Below are 17,026 nucleotides of genomic sequence, written 5' to 3'. Positions count from 1 at the left end.
CCGCCAGACAGGAGTTTCAACCATGCAAGCCACTTTGGAACACATGACGATCTGGGGCCTGATCAGCGACGCGAGTCTGCTGGTCAAGGCAGTCATGCTCACGTTGCTGCTGGCCTCGCTATTGAGCTGGTACCTGATCATCCAGCGCAGCGCCGTGTTGCAACGCAACGAGCGCCAGTTCAACGGTTTCATGCAGCGTTTTCGCAGCACCCAGGATCTGTTGCCCCTGTATAGGGAGCACGCACAAGTGCGCGAAGAAGACGGCGGCGTCACACCGATTTTCCAGGCGGGGCTGTTGGCTTTCACCCAGCTCAACCAGCCTTCGAGCACGCCCGAGGTGGTGCTCGAAGGCGTCGAGCGTTCGCTGCAGGTGGCGATCAGCGAACAGGAAGTGCAGTTGGAGAAAGGTTTGCAGTTTCTCGCCACCGTTGGTTCGGTCAGCCCTTACATCGGTTTGTTTGGCACCGTCTGGGGGATCATGAATGCCTTTCTTGGCCTGTCCCAGGTGCAGCAGGCCAGCCTTTCCACCGTGGCGCCGGGCATTGCCGAAGCCTTGATCGCCACGGCCATCGGCTTGTTCGCAGCGATTCCGGCGGTGATTGCCTATAACCGTTTTGCGGCCCGCGGCCAGACGTTGCTGACCCGTTACTACGCTTTCGGCAACGAGCTGCAGGCGCGTCTGCACCGCAAGCTGCACGGTGCCCCGGTGAACCTGGCCTCGGCCGCTTGAAAGGAGAGGGCAGATGCTCGTCAAGCCACAACGCAAGCACGGTCCCAAGGCCGAAATGAACGTGGTGCCGTACATCGACGTGATGTTGGTGCTGCTGGTGATTTTCATGGTCACCGCGCCGATGCTGACCCAGGGGGTGAAGATCGAACTGCCCAAGGTCGCCAGCGAGGCACTGACCAACGATAGCCGCCAGCAAATTCTCACCCTGTCGGTAAAGGCCGAGGGCGGTTACTACTGGAACCTGGGCGGTGAGCTGGACACGCGCCACCAGACCGACAGCGCCGTGGACCTGGAGCAGATGCGTGCCAAGGTGGCGCAGGTCGTGGCCGAGCGCAGCGATACCCAGGTGTACATCCGCGCCGACGAGCATGCCGATTATGGCCGGGTCGTCGCGGCCATGGCTGCGTTGCAGCAAGGTGGCGTGAGCAATCTCGGGCTGGTGACCGAGGCGCCACAATGACGGCGATGATCATGCACAGTGCCTCCTTGAGTACGCCGACGCTGAACCGCCCCGGCGTTTGGAAAAACAGCCTGGCGGCCGGGCTCGCCGTGGCCCTGCACGCTGGCGTGGCGCTGTTATTGGTGTTGGGCTGGAACGTGGAGAAGCCGACCGTCGAGACGCCCCGGGTGCTGCGCACGCAACTGGTGATGTTGCCGCCGGCTCCGGTGCCCGAAGCGCCGGCCCCGGCCCCTGTCATCCCTGTCGCCGCGCCATTGGTCGAATCCACACCGCCACCCATTGATGCGCCTCGTCCCGTTCCTGCCAAGCCGGTCGTGGACCCGCGAATCCAGGCGCAGAAACTGGAACAGGCGGCCCTGGCCCGTAAACGGGTCGAGGAGCAGAAGCGCGAGCAACAGGCCCAACAGCAGCGCGAGCGCCAGGAAAACGAACGACGCCGGCAAGACGCCGAACAGCAGGTCGCCGAGCAACAGCGTCAGGCCCGGCAGGCACAAGAGCTTGCCCAGCAACGCCTTGCCGAGCAGGCACGCCAGGCCACCGCCGACAGCCGCAGTTATCAACCCCTGAGCAAGCAAGCCCCGGATTATCCGCAACGCGCCCTGGACAAGGGGCTGGAAGGCGATTGCACCGTGGAATACAGCGTGATGCCGGACGGGCGGATCGATAACCCCAAGGTCATCGAGGGTTGCCACCCCCTGTTCATCCGGCCATCCCTGGCCGCCGCCCAGACGTTTCGTTATCAACCGCGAATCATTGATGGCAGGGCGGTGACGGTGCCGGCGGTGCGCAATACCTTTCACTACCGGATCAAATGAAATGCATGCTTGGTAGAAAGTACCTGTGCGGCCGGTCGATCGTTCCCGACACCGCCAGAACCTCACTATGGCGCCATCAGGCCTTTACTTGCGGTAATGACTCGGCGCCACGCCCACTTCGCGGCGGAAGATCTGGGAGAAGTGGCTGGCGCTGCCATACCCGACCTCCAGGCCGATATCGATGACGCTGCGCTCGGTTTCCATCAGTAGTTGCCGGGCCCGGGCCATTCTCAGCTGGATGAAGTACTGCGAGGGCGAACGCCCGGTGGCGCGCTTGAACAGGCGGCTGAAGTGGTATTCGCTCAGGCCGATGGCCTGGGCCAGGTCACCGAGGCAGAAGGGTTCGGCCAGTCGCTGTTCCATCAGTTCGATAACCCGCTTGAGCTTGAAGGCTGGCAGGGCGTTACGTCCGGACATGTCGTCGGCATCGGCATCCAGGTAATGCCGTGCCAAGTGCACCGCTACGCATTGCGCCATGCCCTGGATCAGCAAGGCACTGGTTTCACCGCGCCGGGTCAACTCTGCCCGAATCGGTTCGAGCAAGGCTGAAAGTGCTTCATCCCGTCCGCCAGAGACTTCTCGCAACTGGACCGCACCGCTGCCGCCGGCTTCGGCAATGGCGCGCTCCAGCAATGCCAACCCCAGGTACACATGCATGACCACGAACGGCTCGTGGCTGGTGACTTGCCAGCGCATCTCGTAAGGCACCGGGGATGTGGTCAGGAAGAAATCCGCGCTGCGCACGCTATTCGCTTCCCAGTCCTGGTTGGCGATGCGCTCCTCGACGATGGCTTCCCCGGACAACACCCAGACGAGCAACGGCTCGGCCACCGCCGGCACGACGATGTGTGCTTCGCTGCGCTCACGGACAAAGATCTCGACCAGGATGTCTTTGGCCGATACGCCATCGGACGTCGCCAGGCGCTCGCCGCGTATGTGTGCCTGCAGGCCGGTTGCCGATGTTCGTTCGGTGACTTCCATGCTTCGATGGCCTCGTGAGAGCCCCCGGGGTCAAGCCGGGTCGGCGGTAGGACGGTGTTGGCGCAACAGTTCGATGGATTGAGACGGAATCAACTCGCGCAACGCCTTATAGAGCGCCCGGGTTTCCAGCAGGTTCCAGATGCGCAACATGGTTTCCAGTGCGTCCAGGGGTTTGCTGATGAAATCCCGCGCACCGAGGGCCAGGGCCCGCAGGCGGGTGTCACGGGTCGCGTCGGCGGTCAGCACTAGGATGGGCAGGTAGTCGTTGGCCGGAATGCGCCGGTTGAGTTGCTCCAGCACGGCAAAGCCGTCGAACGCCGGCATGTGCAGGTCGAGGATGACCAGGTCCGGCTCGAAGCTGTTGAACAGGTCGAGCGTACGCAAAGGTTCGGTGCTGCTCAGCACATTGTGCAGCCCTTCGCGGGCCAGCAGTTGTTCCATCAGGTCCAGGTTGGGGCGTTGATCGTCGACGATCAGAATGCGCAAGTCGCGATTCATGCGGGCTCCGGTAGATAGTGCTCAAGATGGCCCAGGAAGGCCTGGATATGAATAGGTTTGGTCAGGATCGCCGTGGCACCGGCCTCGTGAAGGGCGCGGTGGGTCAGGTCGCTGGCATCGGCGGTGATCATCAGCACGGGTATGGTCGCCGTGGTCGGGGATTGGCGCAGGCGTCGCAAGACTTCCAGGCCTTCGAGGTCCGGCAGGCTGACATCCAGCAGGATCAGTTGCGGAGTGTGCTGGCGGGCGAGGTCCAGGCCCATCTGGCCTTGCATGCTCGACAATAGTTGAATGCCGGGACGGCGCTGCATGAGGGTTTCGATCAGCGCAAGGCTCGACAGGTTGTCTTCGATGCACAGGACTTTGCCGTGATAGTCCACGGGGGCACGCGTCACCGCCAGCGCGGCAATGGGCGGCAGATGCGCGCCAACCACCTCGGTACCCGGCAGTTGCAGGGTGAAACAACAGCCGTGTCCGGGCTCGCTGTGGACCTGCAGCTTGCCCTGCATCATTTCCAGCAGGCTCTTGCTCAAGGACAACCCCAGGCCGGTGCCTTCGACCTGGGGATCGGCGCCCAGGCGTTCGAAGGGCTTGAACAGTTGGTCCAGCTGTTCCGGGGCAATGCCATGGCCGGTGTCGTTGACGGCAATGCTCACCTGATGGGCCTGGACGCTGACTTCGATGCGCACCTCGCCGCCGGGCCGGTTGTACTTGATGGCGTTGGACAGCAGGTTGAGCAACACCTGCACCAGGCGCTGACGGTCAGCGAGCACGCCGCAGCCGTCCGCCAGCGGTGGCAGCTCGGCCAAGTGGATCCCGGCGTCGGCGGCCATCGGTGAAACCAAGGTCAGGGCTTCGTGCAGCACCGTCGACAGGGCGATCGGTTCGATGTTCAGCGGCAGGCGACCGGCCTCGATCCGGGCAATGTCCAGCACCTCGTTGATCAACGCCAGCAAATGCTGGCCAGCCCGCAGGATATGGCTGACCTGGGGGCGTTGGCCGGCCGTGGAGTCCATGTCCAGCAATTGAGCGAAACCCAGGATAGCGTTCAATGGCGTGCGCAATTCGTGGCTCATGCGAGAAAGAAACTCGCTCTTGGCCCGGCTGGCGCTCTCGGCTTCTTCGCGGGCGGTGCTCAGGGCGATCTCGGCAGCGCGGCGGTCGGTGATGTCGCGGGTGATCTTGGAAAAGCCGCGCAGGGCGCCAGTGCCATCGTACTGGGCGGTGATGACCACGCTGGCCCAGAAGCGGCTGCCGTCCTTGCGGCAACGCCAGCCTTCTTCCATGTAATGACCGTCGCGGGTGGCTTCGCGCAGGGCCATGTCCGGGTGCGCCGGGCATTCCTCGGCCAAATAGAACAGGGAAAAGTGCCGACCGATGATCTCCTGCTCGGTGTAGCCCTTGATCCGTTCGGCGCCAGCGTTCCAGGTGGTGACATAGCCTTGGGCATCGAGTGCGAAGATCCCGTAGTCCTTCACGCCATCGATGATCAGCCGCAAGCGCTCCTCGTTGTCGCGCAGGGCCCGCTCGCGTTCGGCAAGCAATTGTCCGGCTTCTACGAGACGGGTACCGAGTTGGCCGATTTCGTCCTGCTCTGGCGGTTGCGGCAACAAGGGTTGGCCCAAGGCCAGGCGCTGGGCGTTGCCTTGGACCTGCTGGACCCGGGCGACAATGCCCTTGGACAGAAACAGCACCGCGACAATGGCCCCCAGCAGTCCACACACCGCCGCCAGCAACGTGGCGAACAAAAGGCGCATGCGCGTGGCCGAGGCGGCGGCGCTGCGGTCGGCGAGCAGGGCATCTTCGCGAATGCGCATGGCGCTGATCTGCTCGCGCAGCACGTCCAGCACCTGCTTGTTTTCGATCAGGATCGCGGTGATGGCCTCGGGGTCGTCGCGCTTGCCGTTGCGCAAGGCGAGCAAGCCGTCGAGTTTGTCGGCGATCAGCGGGGTGATGGTCTGGAGATGTTCACGCATCCTGGCATCGCGAATGTTGTGGTCCAGGCGCTGCAACGCGGCATGGATCAGCGGGGTGGCCTGTTCGTAGCTGGGCAGGAAATCTTCGCGCCGGGTCAGCAGGTAACCCCGCACGCTGGCCGCAGCCTCGGCCAGCAGGGTATGGACTGTCTGGATATCACCCTGGACCAGCAGCACCCGGCGCACATCCTCTTCGGCCCGGGCAGTCTGGCGTTCGGTGATGTAGATCAGCACCAGCGACAGCAGCAGGACCACCAGGGGCAAGGAAATCACCACCAGGGCCTTGCCTCGCAACGGCAAGTCGGCCCAGCGGCGGGCGGCGAGAAACCTCATGGCCATTGCCCGGCGGGTTGCGCCACCAGGCCCAGGGCAACGCCGCGCACGGCGGCCTGGGTGCGATCGGCGGCGCCCAGCTTGCCAATGACCCGCTCTACGTGGGCTTTGGCCGTGCCGGGCGCGATGCCCAGTTTTTCGCCGATTTCACGGTTGCTGAAACCGCCGGCCACCAGCCCCAATACCTGGCGCTCCCGGGCGGTCAGGGCCTGGACTTGAGTGGCGCCGTTCGCACCACGCTCGGCCATACGGCGCAATAGGCGCGCGCTGACCGAACTGTTCAGCGCCTCTTCGCCCTGGGCAACCCGTTTGAGGGCGTCGAGCACTTCATCGCGGCTGGCGTCCTTGAGGAGATAGCCGACCGCGCCTGCACCGATGGCGGCTTCGAGGTGGTCGGGACTGTCATCCATGGTGAAGATAATCACTTTGACCTCCGGCTGGCGCTGCTGCAGGATCCGCGCCGCGCCCAGGCCGTTGAGGACGGGCATGCGGATGTCGAGAATCGCGATGTCCGGTTTCAGCCGATCGCACAGGTCGAGGGCTTCCTGGCCGTCGCGGGCCTGGCCGACAACCTCGAATCCCGGGCTGCCGGCGAGCATGCTGATAAAACCGGTGCGAGTGACTTCGTGGTCGTCGGCCAGCAGCAGGCGCAAAGGTTGGTTCATGGGTGTCCTCCGTGAGCCGGTAGTGGCACGCTGGCCAGTAGTCGGGTGCCGTCGCCGGGCTGGCTGCAACAGCTCAGGTGGCCGTCCAGCAAATGGGCGCGCTCCTGCATGGCGGCCAGCCCCAAATGGCAGCTGCCGTTGGTCTCGATGGGTTGCTCGAGGGCAAAGCCGCGGCCATCGTCCTCCACGCGCAGGCAAGCGTGCCCGTCTTCCACCGCCAAGCCCAAGCGCACGTGGCGGGCCTGGGCGTGCTTGAGAATGTTGTTGATGCCTTCCTGTGCAATGCGAAACAGGGCGATCTCGGTGTTGCCCGGCAGGCGTGCGGTGCTGTGTTCGGCCCAGGTCACCGTCAGGCCCGCGTCACGCAGGCGATCGGCCTCCTTGTCGACGGCTTTGTACAGGCCGAAATCATCCAATACGTGGGGGCGCAGCCCGCCGATCAACTGCCGGCCTTCGCCGACGCAGCCCTGGGCCAGCTCGAGGATGCTTTGCAGCTCGTTCGCCAGGGCCGGCGGTAGCGACGGGCAGCGCCCGGCAAAGCCCTGCAAGCGCTGGTGCAAACCGGCGAGGTTCTGCGCCAGTCCATCGTGCAGGTCGTAGGCCACACGCTTGCGTTCGTCTTCCTGGGCGCTGAACAAGCGGTGGACCAGCTCGGACATGGTGCGCTCGCGGGCCTGGAGCGCTTCGAGCAAGCGGCTGTTCTCCAGGTGCGCCGCCAACAGCGTCGCGAGCAATTGCAGCGATTCGATGTCTTCGTTGTCCGGCGCGCCGAGAGCCAGGCTGTTGCCCAGCAGCAAAGCCCCGAACGCCACGCCGTCAGAGGCACGCAACGGCACCCGCAAGACCTGGGGCAGGGCGCTGCCGGGCAATTCGAGCCATTGTGGACCGGGCGTTTGCGGCTGGGCCAGGTTAGCGAGCAGCTCAAGTCGTTCCGCGCTGCCGTGGCTGGCGAGGGTGCGCAGCGGGTGGCCCGGCGCCCACTCCAACAACAGGCCATGATCCATGGCCATGAACGCGCACGCCCGTTGCAGCGCACGTTGACGCATGGCCGACAAGGGCAACTGCGTCAGTTCATGGCCGGCGCCCAGCAGCAGGCCCAGGCGTGCTGCACGGCTTTGCGACTGGCGATACTGGCTGCGAATGGCCAGGGCACTGCCGGGGTCATGGGGTGGGCTTTGCATGAGTAGCTCCAGCGTTGAAGAGGACCGGTCCGGTTCGCGGTGGCGTCATTAGAACGTGTCACCGGCACCGGGCCTATCTGCCGAACGGCATAGGCGATTGGCACCGGTTGGCCGATGGCGAAGGCCGGGAACGCCGGCAAAGTGGGCTCATTGAAACCCAAAGGAACGCTTTGATGAAAATGAAAACCTGCGCCATCGCTGCTTTATTCCTGCTGGCTTCGCCGCTGGTCCAGGCTCTCGAGGCTACGCCCTACGTGTATCGCACGGTGGCCGAGCAGCCCAAGAATGTGAATGACCGGGAGATCGCGGCACTGTTCGATCGCTGGAACGCCGCGCTGCAAACCGGTAGCGCCAGCGCCGTGACCGGCCTCTACGCCCCGGATGCGATTTTGCAACCGACTGTTTCCAACAAGGTGCGCAACACGCCGGCGCAGATCCAGGATTACTTCGAGCATTTCCTGGCAGGCAAACCGGTCGGGCAAATCAACTACCGGGAAATCCGCCATCTGGGACCCGATGCGGCGATGGACAGTGGCGTCTATACCTTCACGCTCACCCAGGCCGACGGTTCCAAGCGCGAGGTCCAGGCGCGCTACACCTTCCTCTATGAGCGTCTCGACGGCCAGTGGAAGATCATCAACCATCACTCATCGGCCATGCCTGAGGTGCCGAAGACCCTGCACGCCAGTCACTGATAACGCTGCCTGCAAAAGACCTGTCTGTGTGAGCGAGCTTGCTCGCTCACACAGGGTAGGGTTTTTCCGAACGGTTATTAGACACACTTTGTATAAAGAGCTTGGATTAACGCGCGAACATTAATTAGAATCAGTCTCATTTAAGACTTTGCGCAGGCTTCTGGACATGTGTGATGCAGCTACGCCGACGGAGCATTCCCTCCATGCTTTATACCGTGACCACGGTAGTTGGCTGGAAGGCTGGTTGCGCCGGCGCATGGGCAATGCCTGGGATGCGGCGGACCTGCGCCAGGATACGTTCCTGCGGGTTCTTGCCAGTTCCCGGACATTGGCTGACCTGCAAGAGCCCCGGGCATATCTGCTGACCGTTGGCAAACGCCTGCTGAGCAACTTCTACACCCGGCGAAACCTGGAACAGGCGTATCTCGACGCCCTGGCAAGCCTGCCTGAAGCCTGCGCACCGTCACCGGAACAACGTTGGCTGCTGCTGGAAACCCTGCAAGCCCTGGACGAATTGCTTGATGGCCTGGCGCCCTTGGTACGGCGGGCTTTTCTCTGGAGCCAGCTTGAAGGCCTGGGTTATCGCGAGATCGCCGAACGCCTGCAAGTGTCCGAACGCACCGTAAAACGCTACATGGCCCAGGCCTATGAGCACTGCCTGTTGGTGGATTTCTGATGCGCTCGGCACCTTCGCTCGAAGCCCGTGAAGCGGCGCGGGCGGCGGCTCGCTGGTTGACCCTGATGGAGTCTGACGGGGCCGCGTTCGATTCGGCGGCCCTGCAACGCTGGCGCGACAGCAGCGCTCATCACGAGGCGGCCTGGCAGAAGGCCCAGCGATTGCGCCAGCGTTTCGCCGGGGTGCCCGCGTCCCTGGGCATGGCAACCCTGGACCGTCCGGCGCTGGCCCGACGCGAAGTGCTCAAGCGTGCATTGGGCGTCGCTGCATTGGTCCCAACCGCTTGGCTGCTGGGGCGAGAGCTGCCGCTGGAGACCTGGCGCGCTGACTTGCACACCGCCACGGGTGAGCAACGGCGCTGGTCGCTGGTCGATGGCAGTGTGCTGCAACTGAACACCGACAGCGCCGTTGACCTGGACCTCAAGGCGCGCCGCCTGGTGCTGGTACGTGGCGAGATGGCCCTCAAGCTCGCCGGGAGCACGCCGCTGGCCGTTCAGTCCCCCTATGGGCTCGTCACGATCAGTGGTGGCGAAGTCTGCGTGTACCTGGGCGAGCGCGATTGCCGGGTGTCGGTGGTCAGCGGCTCGGCGCAACTGCACCCACTGCGCGGGCCATTGCTTGGACTGGAAGCGGGCCAGCAGGTCAACTTCCAGGCCTCGGGTGCGGGGCCAGTGAGAGCGTTCGACGTGGCACAGCTGGGTTGGCGTGACGGCGTATTGGTTGCCCAGGATCAGCCGCTGGGGCATTTCCTGCGAGAACTGGACCGCTACCGTCCCGGCGTGTTGCGTTGGGACGAAAGCCTCGAATCCCTGCGAGTCACGGGCAGTTTCCGCCTGGACAACACCGATCGAATCCTCGCGCTGCTTGCCGCCAGCCTGCCGCTGGATGTGCACATGCGCACGCGCTACTGGGTCACGTTGACGCTTCGCAAAAATATCGCCTGACGCCTGTCCCCTTTTTTTGTCTCGCTTGTCATTCAAGGCAACTGAACAAAAATGAGAGCGCTTTCCAATGTCCGCAGTTGCACCTTTGCGTTTTCGCCCGGCCCTTGCCGGCTGGCGTCCGCTGTTGAACCTGAGCCTCATGCTGAGCCTGAGCACCAGCCCGTTCTTTATCTCATCGAGCCTGGCCGACGAGGCTGCCCGGCGCAGCTATCAAGTGCCGGCCGGCAGCCTCGGCGCGGCGTTGACCCGGTTCGCCGGATTGGCCGGGGTCAACCTTTCGGTGGATCCGGCCTTGGTGAGTGGTCGGGACAGCGCCGGGCTTTCGGGTGAGTTTGGGGTAGAGGAGGGGTTTGCCCGACTGTTGCGGGGTTCGGGCCTGCAACTGCAAGCGGTGGGTGAGCAGGCCTATATCCTGACCCCGGTGCCGGAAGGCGGCAGCCTGCAACTGGCACCTACCTCGATTCTCGGCGCCACGGCTTCGGAGGACAGCCCGGCGTATGCCGGCGGTCAGGTTGCTCGTCGTGGTTCGCAAGGCTTACTGGGCTCGCGGGACTTCATGGAAACGCCGTTCAGCATGACCACCTACACCAGCGCGGCGGTCAAGAACCAGCAAGCGCGTACCTTGGGTGACCTGATCGCCAGCGACCCTTCGGTCCGCGCTACCAACCCGGCGGGCGGGCGCTATGAACAATTCACCATTCGCGGTTTCAGCCTGTTCAACAGTGACGTCGCGTACAACGGTCTCTACGGCGTCCTGCCGACATACACGATCGACATGGAGATGGCCGAGCGCGTCGATATCCTCAAGGGCCCGAGCCAGCTCATCAACGGCATTTCGCCACGGGGCAGCGTGGGTGGTGGGATCAACGTGGTGCCCAAGCGCGCGACCGATAAACCCATCACCTCGTTCACCGGCAACTATGCCTCCAACAACCAGCTTGGCGGTGCCGTGGACGTCGGGCGGCGCTTTGGTGAAGACAACAAGTTCGGTATTCGTTTCAATGGCGTGAAGCAGGCGGGCGATACCGAATGGGACCACCAGAGCGTGGACCGCGAGATGGCGGTGCTGGGCCTGGATTTTCGCGGTGAGCGCCTGCGCCTCTCGACGGACATCGGTCACACCGAACGCGATACCGACGCACCCCAGGAGCGCGTGCAGGTCGGCGCCAACGCCCAGGTTCCCCATGCCAGCGATGTGCGCCGCAACTATGCGCAAGCCTGGAGCAAGGCACGGACCGTGGACACCTTCGGTACAGTGAACGCCGAGTACGATGTCAACGATTCGGTCATGCTGTACGGCGGTGTGGGGGCGCGCAAAAGCAATCATGATTTCCTCCGGCATGCCGTTTCGGTCACCAATGATGCGGGTGACTTCACCGTTTCTCCCCGGGACTTTACCCGGGATGAAAACGTCCAGACGGCCAATGCGGGCGTACGCAACTGGTTCCATACCGGTCCGGTGAGCCATGAGGTCAACCTAGCGGCGAGCTATTTCTACATGGATTTCACAAACGGCGGTGCGCGCTATGCCAACGGCCGCAGTAACCTGTATGACCCGGTTGAAACATCGACGCCAGGCAACCCAACGCGACAGGATCCCAAGGTCTACACCGAAAACCACTTCAGCGGCTTGGCGTTGTCCGACACCTTGGGCTTGTTCGATGATCGACTGCTGCTGACCCTTGGCGCCCGCTGGCAGCGAGTAGAGGTTGACGACTGGTCGGACGGTGTCAAAGGTCCCACTGCCTACGATGAGGAAAAGGTCTCGCCGTCGGGTGGCATCCTGTTCAAGGCCACTGATAGATTGTCCCTGTATGCCAACTACATGGAAGGCCTGAGCCAAGGCAAGATCGCGCCGTCGACGTCGGTGAACGAAGATGAGATCTTCCCGCCGTTCGTCAGTCGCCAGGTCGAAGTGGGCGCCAAGTATGACGCTGGAGCGCTCGCCGTCACCGCTGCCGTGTTCCGGATCAAGCAGCCTGCCTACGCCACCGACGCCACGACGCGTGTTTTCGGCCCGAATGGCAAGCGTGAAAACACTGGCGTGGAACTCAATGTGTTTGGTGAACCTGTCAAGGGCACCCGGTTGCTCGGCGGGGTCATGTACATCGACAGTAAGTTGACCAACACCACCGGTGGGACCTTCGATGGTAATCGGGCGCCTGCGACACCGGAGTACAACGTCAACCTGGGCTCCGAGTGGGATGTGCCGACCGTCCAGGGCCTGACCCTGACCACCCGCGGCATCTACTCCAGTTCACAATACCTGGACCAGTCCAACACCAAGCAAATCGATTCCTGGGAACGCTTCGACGTGGGCGCCCGCTACGGGTTCAAGGTCGATGAAAAGAACATCACCTTGCGGGCCAACATCGAAAACGTGGCAGACAAGCGCTATTGGAGTTCGGCCGGCGCGTCGGATGACAGTGAGCCTGGCTTGACGCTGTCGACGCCGCGGACCTACCTGCTGTCCGCGACGGTTGATTTCTAAGCTGATGGGGCGCTCCAGGGACGGAGCTGGCTGGGTTCAGATATCGCGAAACAGATCGTGGGCATCCAGCAGTCGCCAGGCAATCTCGGGACGTTTTTCCAGCCCTCGGCGGATGGCGGCGGGAATCGATTGGCGAATCTTGCGACACAGGCCTGGCTGGTCCTGGAATTCGATGGCGATACCGCGCATGGTCCGTACTTCGTTGTAGCCGGGCTCGACGCTCAGGCGGATCCCCAGGTTTTCGTACAAGCGTTGTTGCAGGCGCTGGAGTTCGTCGAGGCTCTGGATGTTCTCCAGGCGCTCAAGCAGGCGTTTTTCTTCCTGGCGATTCAGGCAAAGGATGCGCAGGTCGCTGCCCGGCGCTTGCAGCAACGCATCACGGCCGCAATCACAGACACCAGGCGGGCAGGGGGGACGGATCGGGATCGACGCGGTCATGGGCTCCACAAAATCTGCTGCACGATGAAACAGCCAGCTTATCGCCGGCCCAGGCAATGTGATGCCTGGCGGCAGGCGGGTCAAGCCTGTTGGAGGGGCCGCTTGTCTGGCGCTGCTGTGTACCCCACCGCTTTATTGTGGGAGCGAGCTTGCTCGCGATAGCGGTGCAACAGTCAGCCTCGATGTTGAATGTCAGTCCGTCATCGCGAGCAGGCTCGCTCCCACTGGGAATCCAAGTCGGACACAACAGGTGTGTTCGCTGAAATCCAAATGTGGGAGCGAGCCTGCTCGCGATAGCGATGGGTCAGTCGAGGCAATTACAACCCCAACTCGGACAGCCCCGGATGATCGTCCGGCCGGCGGCCCAGCGGCCAGTGGAACTTGCGCTCGCTTTCCTTGATCGGCATGTCGTTGATGCAGGCGTAGCGGTTGTACATCAGGCCTTGCTCGTCGAACTCCCAGTTCTCGTTGCCGTAGGAGCGGAACCAGTTGCCCGAGTCGTCGTGCCATTCGTAGGCATAGCGCACGGCGATGCGGTTATCGGTGAAGGCCCAGAGTTCCTTGATCAGCCGATAATCCAGCTCCTTGGCCCACTTGCGGGTCAGGAACGCCTTGGCTTCCTCGCGGCTATGGGCGAACTCGGCGCGGTTACGCCACTGGGTATCCAGCGTGTAGGCCAGGGATACTTTTTGTGGATCGCGAGAGTTCCAGCCGTCTTCGGCCAGGCGAACTTTCTCGATCGCCGATTCACGGGTAAACGGTGGCAAAGGCGGACGAACTTCAGAAGAAGCAGACATGGCAGATCTCCAGTGGGTCATTGACGAATAGCACGGTGGTTCAATGGATCAAACGTGGGGTATCTCAACAGGCAGCAACATTTTCAGCATGTCCTGGGCGTGGTCAGCCGCGCTGTGGTCGCCCATGACCAGCGCCACGGTAATGGCACCGTCAATCAGAATCAGCAGCTGGCGGGCCAGCGCATCCGGGTTCTCGACACCTTGTTCGACGCACAGCCGGGTCACGTAATCGAGCAATTTCTGTTTGTGCATCTTCGCCACTTGGCGGACCGGATCCAGCGGATCGCCGGTTTCGCCGCTGGTATTGATGAACGCGCAGCCGCGAAAACCTTCGCTGTCGAACCAGCCCTTGAGCACGGTGAACAGGTTGAGCAGCCGTGCAGCCGGGGTCGGTGCCTTGTCCACCTCGGAGCTGAACCAATGCATCCAGCGTTCGTCCCGTCGCTTGAGGGCGGCCACGATCAGGTCGTCCTTGTTGGCGAAGTAGCGATAGACACTTTTCCGGGAGACGCCGGCGGTTTTCACCAGAAGGTCCATGCCGGTGGCGGCGATGCCACTTTTATAGATCAACTTTTCGGCGACATCGAGAATGATGTCTCGTGTTTCATTTCCAGTAATTTCATTCATGGAACAAAAGTAGAATGATCGTTCTCCTTGGTCAAGTCTTTTTTTCTTGAGGACAGGAAGACCCAAACCCATCCATGGTGTAAGCTCATCCGTTCTTCGGAATCGACCTTTTGCGAGCCCTATGCCGTCGCTTTTCAAACGCTCCCTGCTGCCCAAGCTGCGCAGCTTTGCACTGACCGCCGACGCGGTGACCATCCTCGATGGCGCCGCCCAATTCCGCCGTTGCCTGCTGGAGAAAATCGCCCAGGCCACCCAACGCATCTACATCGTCGCCTTGTACCTGCAAGAGGACGAGGCCGGCCAGGAAGTCCTCGATGCCCTGCATGCCGCCAAAGCGGCGCGTCCGGAACTGGACGTGGTCGTGGTGGTGGACTGGCTGCGGGCCCAGCGTGGACTGATCGGTGCCAAGAAGCAGCCGGGCAACTCGGCGTGGTACCAGGAGCAGACCCGTACCCATGCCAGCGAAGTGCCGATCTACGGCGTGCCGGTGCAAACCCGCGAGCTGTTCGGCGTGCTGCACTTGAAAGGCTTCGTGATTGACGACTGTGTGCTCTACAGCGGCGCCAGCCTGAATAACGTCTACCTGCACAAGTTCGACAAATACCGCTACGACCGCTATCACCTGCTGCAGAACATGGCACTGGCCGATTCGATGCACCACCTGGTGCAGCACGGCCTGATCACCTCCAGGGCCGTGCATCGCCTGGACCTGCCGAACCTGCCCAGCACCCGCAGTCTGCGCAAGGACATCGGCGACCTGCGCAGTCGCCTCAAGTACGCGACGTATGACACCAGCGTTGGCAGTCTCGACAAGAGCGGCCTGTCGGTAAGCCCGTTGTTGGGGGTAGGCAAGAACAATCCACTGAGCCGGGTGATCGGTGAACTGATCGCCAGCAGCCGCCAGCAACTGACCATCTGCACCCCGTATTTCAACCTGCCCCTGGCGGTGACCCGGGAGCTCAACCGCGCCCTGGCCCGCGGGTCAGGATCGACATCATCGTCGGCGACAAGACTGCCAACGACTTCTACATTCCGCCAAGCGAGCCGTTCAAGATCATCGCGGCGTTGCCCTACCTCTACGAAATCAGCCTGCGGCGCTTCGCCAAGCGGCATCAGCGTGCGATCGACAGCGGCCAGTTGAACCTGCACCTATGGCGTGACGGGGATAACACCTATCACCTCAAGGGCATGTGGATCGACGAGCGCTACACCTTGCTGACTGGCAATAACCTCAACCCACGGGCGTTTCGCCTGGACCTGGAAAACGCGCTGTTGCTGGACGACCCCAAGGGCGAGTTGCTTGCGCCGCGCCAGGCCGAGCTGGAGCGGATCTACCGCCACACCCAGCGGATCGGACGTTATCTGGACCTGGAAACCTTGCCGGATTACCCCGAGGCTGTGGCCAGGTTCTTGAAACGGGTCAGCCGGGTGCGGATAGAACGGCTGCTTTACCGGATCCTGTGAACGCCCGCGCCATGTCGAAAAAAGACACCATCTCCATCCAGTTGGTGCGTGAGGCGCTGTTGCAAAGCTGCGCTCCCGGAGCGGCCACCGATGAAGTCCTGAGCAAGGTCGGCATAAACCCTGCGTTGCTCGACGACGCGCAGGCACGGGTTCCGGCCCATGCTTATGCGCGGCTCTGGCGTTTGCTCGCCCGACGCCTGGATGACGAGTTTTTTGGCATGGACCCGCGCAAGCTCAAGTCTGGCAGCCTGGCGTTTCTCTGCCAGTGCGCCATGGCCCAGCCCTCGCTGGCGAGCGGCTTGACGGCGGGGCTGGGGTTTCTGTCGCTGATGCTCGAAAACCTGCCGGCCCAGTGGATGCGCCAGCAAAGCCTGGCGGAGATCGTGCTGCTGGAAGACGATCAGGAACCGCGCCGGGCTTTTACCTACTTCACCTACTGGATGATCGTCCATGGCGTGGCCTGTTGGCTGGCCGGGCGGCGCATTCCCATCCTCTCCGTCGAATTGCGCTGCTCGGCACCGGATTTCTGCGACGACTATCGGGTGATGTTCTCCCAGAACCTGCGCTTCGACCGGCCCCGAACCCGGATGATTTTCGCGGCCGAATGCCTCGACCTGCCGATCAGGCGCAACGCTGACGAGCTCAAGCGCTTCCTGGCCCAGGCGCCGGCCAACATCCTGGTCAAATACCGTAACCCGCAAAGCCTGGCCAGCCGGATCAGGCACGACCTGCGGCAGTTGCCTGCCGAACGGTGGCCGGAAACCGAGGCCCTGGCCCAGCAGTTGTGCGTGTCCGCGTCTACCCTGCGTCGACGCCTGGCGGAGGAGGGCCAGACTTACCAAGGCCTCAAGGACAGCGTGCGCAAGGACCTGGCGATCACCTGGCTGGCCGAACCCTCCATCAGTTTCGTCGAAATCGCCTCGCGCCTGGGCTTTGCCGATGCCAGCTCCTTCTACAAGGCGTTTCGCAAGTGGTCCGGGTCCAACCCGGGGCATTATCGCAGCCTGATTCTCAACGATTCCGATTGATCCCGCTGAATCTGACACCAAGAGTCTTCCCTGTGGCAGCGAGCTTGCTCGCGATAGCCATTTAACAATCGACATGTGTGTTAACTGACCCATCGCCATCGCGAGCAGGCTCGCTCCCACAGAGGGTGCTTGGCAGGTTGGGCTGCTCATAAAACTGTCATTTTTTTTTGATAAAAGCCTGTGCAGGTGCCGGAAAGCCGGGCCATCTATCAGGGTAATGTATGCAA

At 62.7% G+C, this 17,026-nt stretch carries 16 protein-coding genes and 1 pseudogene; 9 read left to right on the top strand and 8 right to left on the bottom strand.

The features are described 5' to 3' along the window. Window positions 1–22 precede the first annotated feature (22 nt). From tolQ to PBDP_RS15555, 3 genes are read left to right on the top strand one after another with little or no spacing between them, the layout of a single operon-like run. On the top strand, window positions 23–730 hold the full coding sequence (tolQ, locus tag PBDP_RS15565; protein ID WP_109754151.1) for a protein TolQ: 708 nt from the start codon (window positions 23–25) through the stop codon (window positions 728–730). A 13-nt stretch (window positions 731–743) separates the two neighbouring features. Continuing rightward, a complete protein-coding gene (gene tolR / locus PBDP_RS15560) occupies window positions 744–1,190 on the top strand; it encodes a protein TolR (RefSeq protein WP_176687785.1) in 447 nt (148 codons plus the stop codon). Then, on the top strand, window positions 1,187–2,005 hold the full coding sequence (locus PBDP_RS15555) for an energy transducer TonB (RefSeq protein WP_212800890.1): 819 nt from the start codon (window positions 1,187–1,189) through the stop codon (window positions 2,003–2,005). The genes tolR and PBDP_RS15555 overlap by 4 nt, the downstream gene beginning before the upstream one ends. Window positions 2,006–2,089: 84 nt before the next feature. On the opposite strand, the gene PBDP_RS15550 is transcribed toward PBDP_RS15555, so the two are convergent. Genes PBDP_RS15550 through PBDP_RS15530 form a run of 5 tightly spaced genes read right to left on the bottom strand, consistent with a single transcriptional unit; the run spans window position 2,090 to window position 7,639 of the window. After that, entirely contained in the window at window positions 2,090–2,986 is an 897-nt protein-coding gene (locus PBDP_RS15550) for an AraC family transcriptional regulator (RefSeq protein WP_109754148.1), read from the bottom strand. A 30-nt stretch (window positions 2,987–3,016) separates the two neighbouring features. Then, window positions 3,017–3,484, bottom strand: coding sequence for a response regulator (locus PBDP_RS15545; protein ID WP_109754147.1), 468 nt, complete (start codon window positions 3,482–3,484; stop codon window positions 3,017–3,019). Continuing rightward, on the bottom strand, window positions 3,481–5,793 hold the full coding sequence (locus tag PBDP_RS15540; RefSeq protein WP_212800889.1) for an ATP-binding protein: 2,313 nt from the start codon (window positions 5,791–5,793) through the stop codon (window positions 3,481–3,483). The genes PBDP_RS15545 and PBDP_RS15540 overlap by 4 nt, the downstream gene beginning before the upstream one ends. Then, window positions 5,790–6,458: a response regulator gene (locus PBDP_RS15535; RefSeq protein WP_109754146.1), complete on the bottom strand. Its 669-nt coding sequence runs from the start codon at window positions 6,456–6,458 to the stop codon at window positions 5,790–5,792. Before PBDP_RS15535 ends, PBDP_RS15540 begins: the two co-directional genes overlap by 4 nt. After that, window positions 6,455–7,639 carry a sensor histidine kinase gene (locus tag PBDP_RS15530; protein WP_212800888.1) on the bottom strand — a complete coding sequence of 395 codons (1,185 nt, stop codon included), beginning with the start codon at window positions 7,637–7,639 and terminating at the stop codon, window positions 6,455–6,457. The genes PBDP_RS15535 and PBDP_RS15530 overlap by 4 nt, the downstream gene beginning before the upstream one ends. 173 nt (window positions 7,640–7,812) lie before the next feature. On the opposite strand from PBDP_RS15530, the gene PBDP_RS15525 reads away from it, so the two are divergent. The 4 genes from PBDP_RS15525 (at window position 7,813) to PBDP_RS15510 (ending at window position 12,445) form a co-directional block, all read left to right on the top strand. Further along, a complete protein-coding gene (locus tag PBDP_RS15525) occupies window positions 7,813–8,334 on the top strand; it encodes an SgcJ/EcaC family oxidoreductase (RefSeq protein WP_109754144.1) in 522 nt (173 codons plus the stop codon). A gap of 166 nt (window positions 8,335–8,500) precedes the next feature. Continuing rightward, complete coding sequence (locus PBDP_RS15520; protein WP_134924423.1) at window positions 8,501–9,010, top strand: sigma-70 family RNA polymerase sigma factor; 510 nt, start codon at window positions 8,501–8,503, stop codon at window positions 9,008–9,010. Continuing rightward, on the top strand, window positions 9,010–9,954 hold the full coding sequence (locus tag PBDP_RS15515) for a FecR domain-containing protein (protein ID WP_212800887.1): 945 nt from the start codon (window positions 9,010–9,012) through the stop codon (window positions 9,952–9,954). The genes PBDP_RS15520 and PBDP_RS15515 overlap by 1 nt, the downstream gene beginning before the upstream one ends. A 67-nt stretch (window positions 9,955–10,021) precedes the next feature. Further along, window positions 10,022–12,445, top strand: a complete 2,424-nt coding sequence (locus PBDP_RS15510; RefSeq protein ID WP_212800886.1) for a TonB-dependent receptor — start codon at window positions 10,022–10,024, stop codon at window positions 12,443–12,445. 36 nt (window positions 12,446–12,481) lie between these two features. Here PBDP_RS15510 and PBDP_RS15505 read toward each other — a convergent pair whose 3' ends face one another. The 3 genes from PBDP_RS15505 to PBDP_RS15495 form a co-directional block, all read right to left on the bottom strand. Then, on the bottom strand, window positions 12,482–12,883 hold the full coding sequence (locus PBDP_RS15505) for a hypothetical protein (RefSeq protein ID WP_003202036.1): 402 nt from the start codon (window positions 12,881–12,883) through the stop codon (window positions 12,482–12,484). Window positions 12,884–13,200: 317 nt separating this feature from the next. Further along, the gene (locus PBDP_RS15500) at window positions 13,201–13,680 is read right to left on the bottom strand and encodes a nuclear transport factor 2 family protein (RefSeq protein WP_212800885.1); all 480 of its coding nucleotides are present in this window, start codon (window positions 13,678–13,680) and stop codon (window positions 13,201–13,203) included. Window positions 13,681–13,728: 48 nt separating this feature from the next. After that, window positions 13,729–14,307: a TetR/AcrR family transcriptional regulator gene (locus PBDP_RS15495; protein WP_109754139.1), complete on the bottom strand. Its 579-nt coding sequence runs from the start codon at window positions 14,305–14,307 to the stop codon at window positions 13,729–13,731. Window positions 14,308–14,428: 121 nt separating this feature from the next. Here PBDP_RS15495 and pssA point away from each other — a divergent pair. Continuing rightward, window positions 14,429–15,771: pseudogene (pssA, locus tag PBDP_RS15490) on the top strand (CDP-diacylglycerol--serine O-phosphatidyltransferase). Window positions 15,772–15,782: 11 nt separating this feature from the next. Beyond that, window positions 15,783–16,799: an AraC family transcriptional regulator gene (locus tag PBDP_RS15485; RefSeq protein WP_212800884.1), complete on the top strand. Its 1,017-nt coding sequence runs from the start codon at window positions 15,783–15,785 to the stop codon at window positions 16,797–16,799. Window positions 16,800–17,026: the final 227 nt, after the last annotated feature.

Source organism: Pseudomonas sp. St290 (genome assembly GCF_018325805.1).
Lineage (GTDB): Bacteria > Pseudomonadota > Gammaproteobacteria > Pseudomonadales > Pseudomonadaceae > Aquipseudomonas > Aquipseudomonas bijieensis.
This window is presented reverse-complemented; position numbering and strand designations above follow the sequence as displayed.

Coding starts and splice junctions, on each gene's coding strand:
- tolQ (WP_109754151.1), top strand. CDS start 23: ATGCAAGCCACTTTGGAACACATGACGATCTGGGGCCTGATCAGCGAC.
- tolR (WP_176687785.1), top strand. CDS start 744: ATGCTCGTCAAGCCACAACGCAAGCACGGTCCCAAGGCCGAAATGAAC.
- PBDP_RS15555 (WP_212800890.1), top strand. CDS start 1,187: ATGACGGCGATGATCATGCACAGTGCCTCCTTGAGTACGCCGACGCTG.
- PBDP_RS15550 (WP_109754148.1), bottom strand. CDS start 2,986: ATGGAAGTCACCGAACGAACATCGGCAACCGGCCTGCAGGCACACATA.
- PBDP_RS15545 (WP_109754147.1), bottom strand. CDS start 3,484: ATGAATCGCGACTTGCGCATTCTGATCGTCGACGATCAACGCCCCAAC.
- PBDP_RS15540 (WP_212800889.1), bottom strand. CDS start 5,793: ATGAGGTTTCTCGCCGCCCGCCGCTGGGCCGACTTGCCGTTGCGAGGC.
- PBDP_RS15535 (WP_109754146.1), bottom strand. CDS start 6,458: ATGAACCAACCTTTGCGCCTGCTGCTGGCCGACGACCACGAAGTCACT.
- PBDP_RS15530 (WP_212800888.1), bottom strand. CDS start 7,639: ATGCAAAGCCCACCCCATGACCCCGGCAGTGCCCTGGCCATTCGCAGC.
- PBDP_RS15525 (WP_109754144.1), top strand. CDS start 7,813: ATGAAAATGAAAACCTGCGCCATCGCTGCTTTATTCCTGCTGGCTTCG.
- PBDP_RS15520 (WP_134924423.1), top strand. CDS start 8,501: ATGTGTGATGCAGCTACGCCGACGGAGCATTCCCTCCATGCTTTATAC.
- PBDP_RS15515 (WP_212800887.1), top strand. CDS start 9,010: ATGCGCTCGGCACCTTCGCTCGAAGCCCGTGAAGCGGCGCGGGCGGCG.
- PBDP_RS15510 (WP_212800886.1), top strand. CDS start 10,022: ATGTCCGCAGTTGCACCTTTGCGTTTTCGCCCGGCCCTTGCCGGCTGG.
- PBDP_RS15505 (WP_003202036.1), bottom strand. CDS start 12,883: ATGACCGCGTCGATCCCGATCCGTCCCCCCTGCCCGCCTGGTGTCTGT.
- PBDP_RS15500 (WP_212800885.1), bottom strand. CDS start 13,680: ATGTCTGCTTCTTCTGAAGTTCGTCCGCCTTTGCCACCGTTTACCCGT.
- PBDP_RS15495 (WP_109754139.1), bottom strand. CDS start 14,307: ATGAATGAAATTACTGGAAATGAAACACGAGACATCATTCTCGATGTC.
- PBDP_RS15485 (WP_212800884.1), top strand. CDS start 15,783: ATGTCGAAAAAAGACACCATCTCCATCCAGTTGGTGCGTGAGGCGCTG.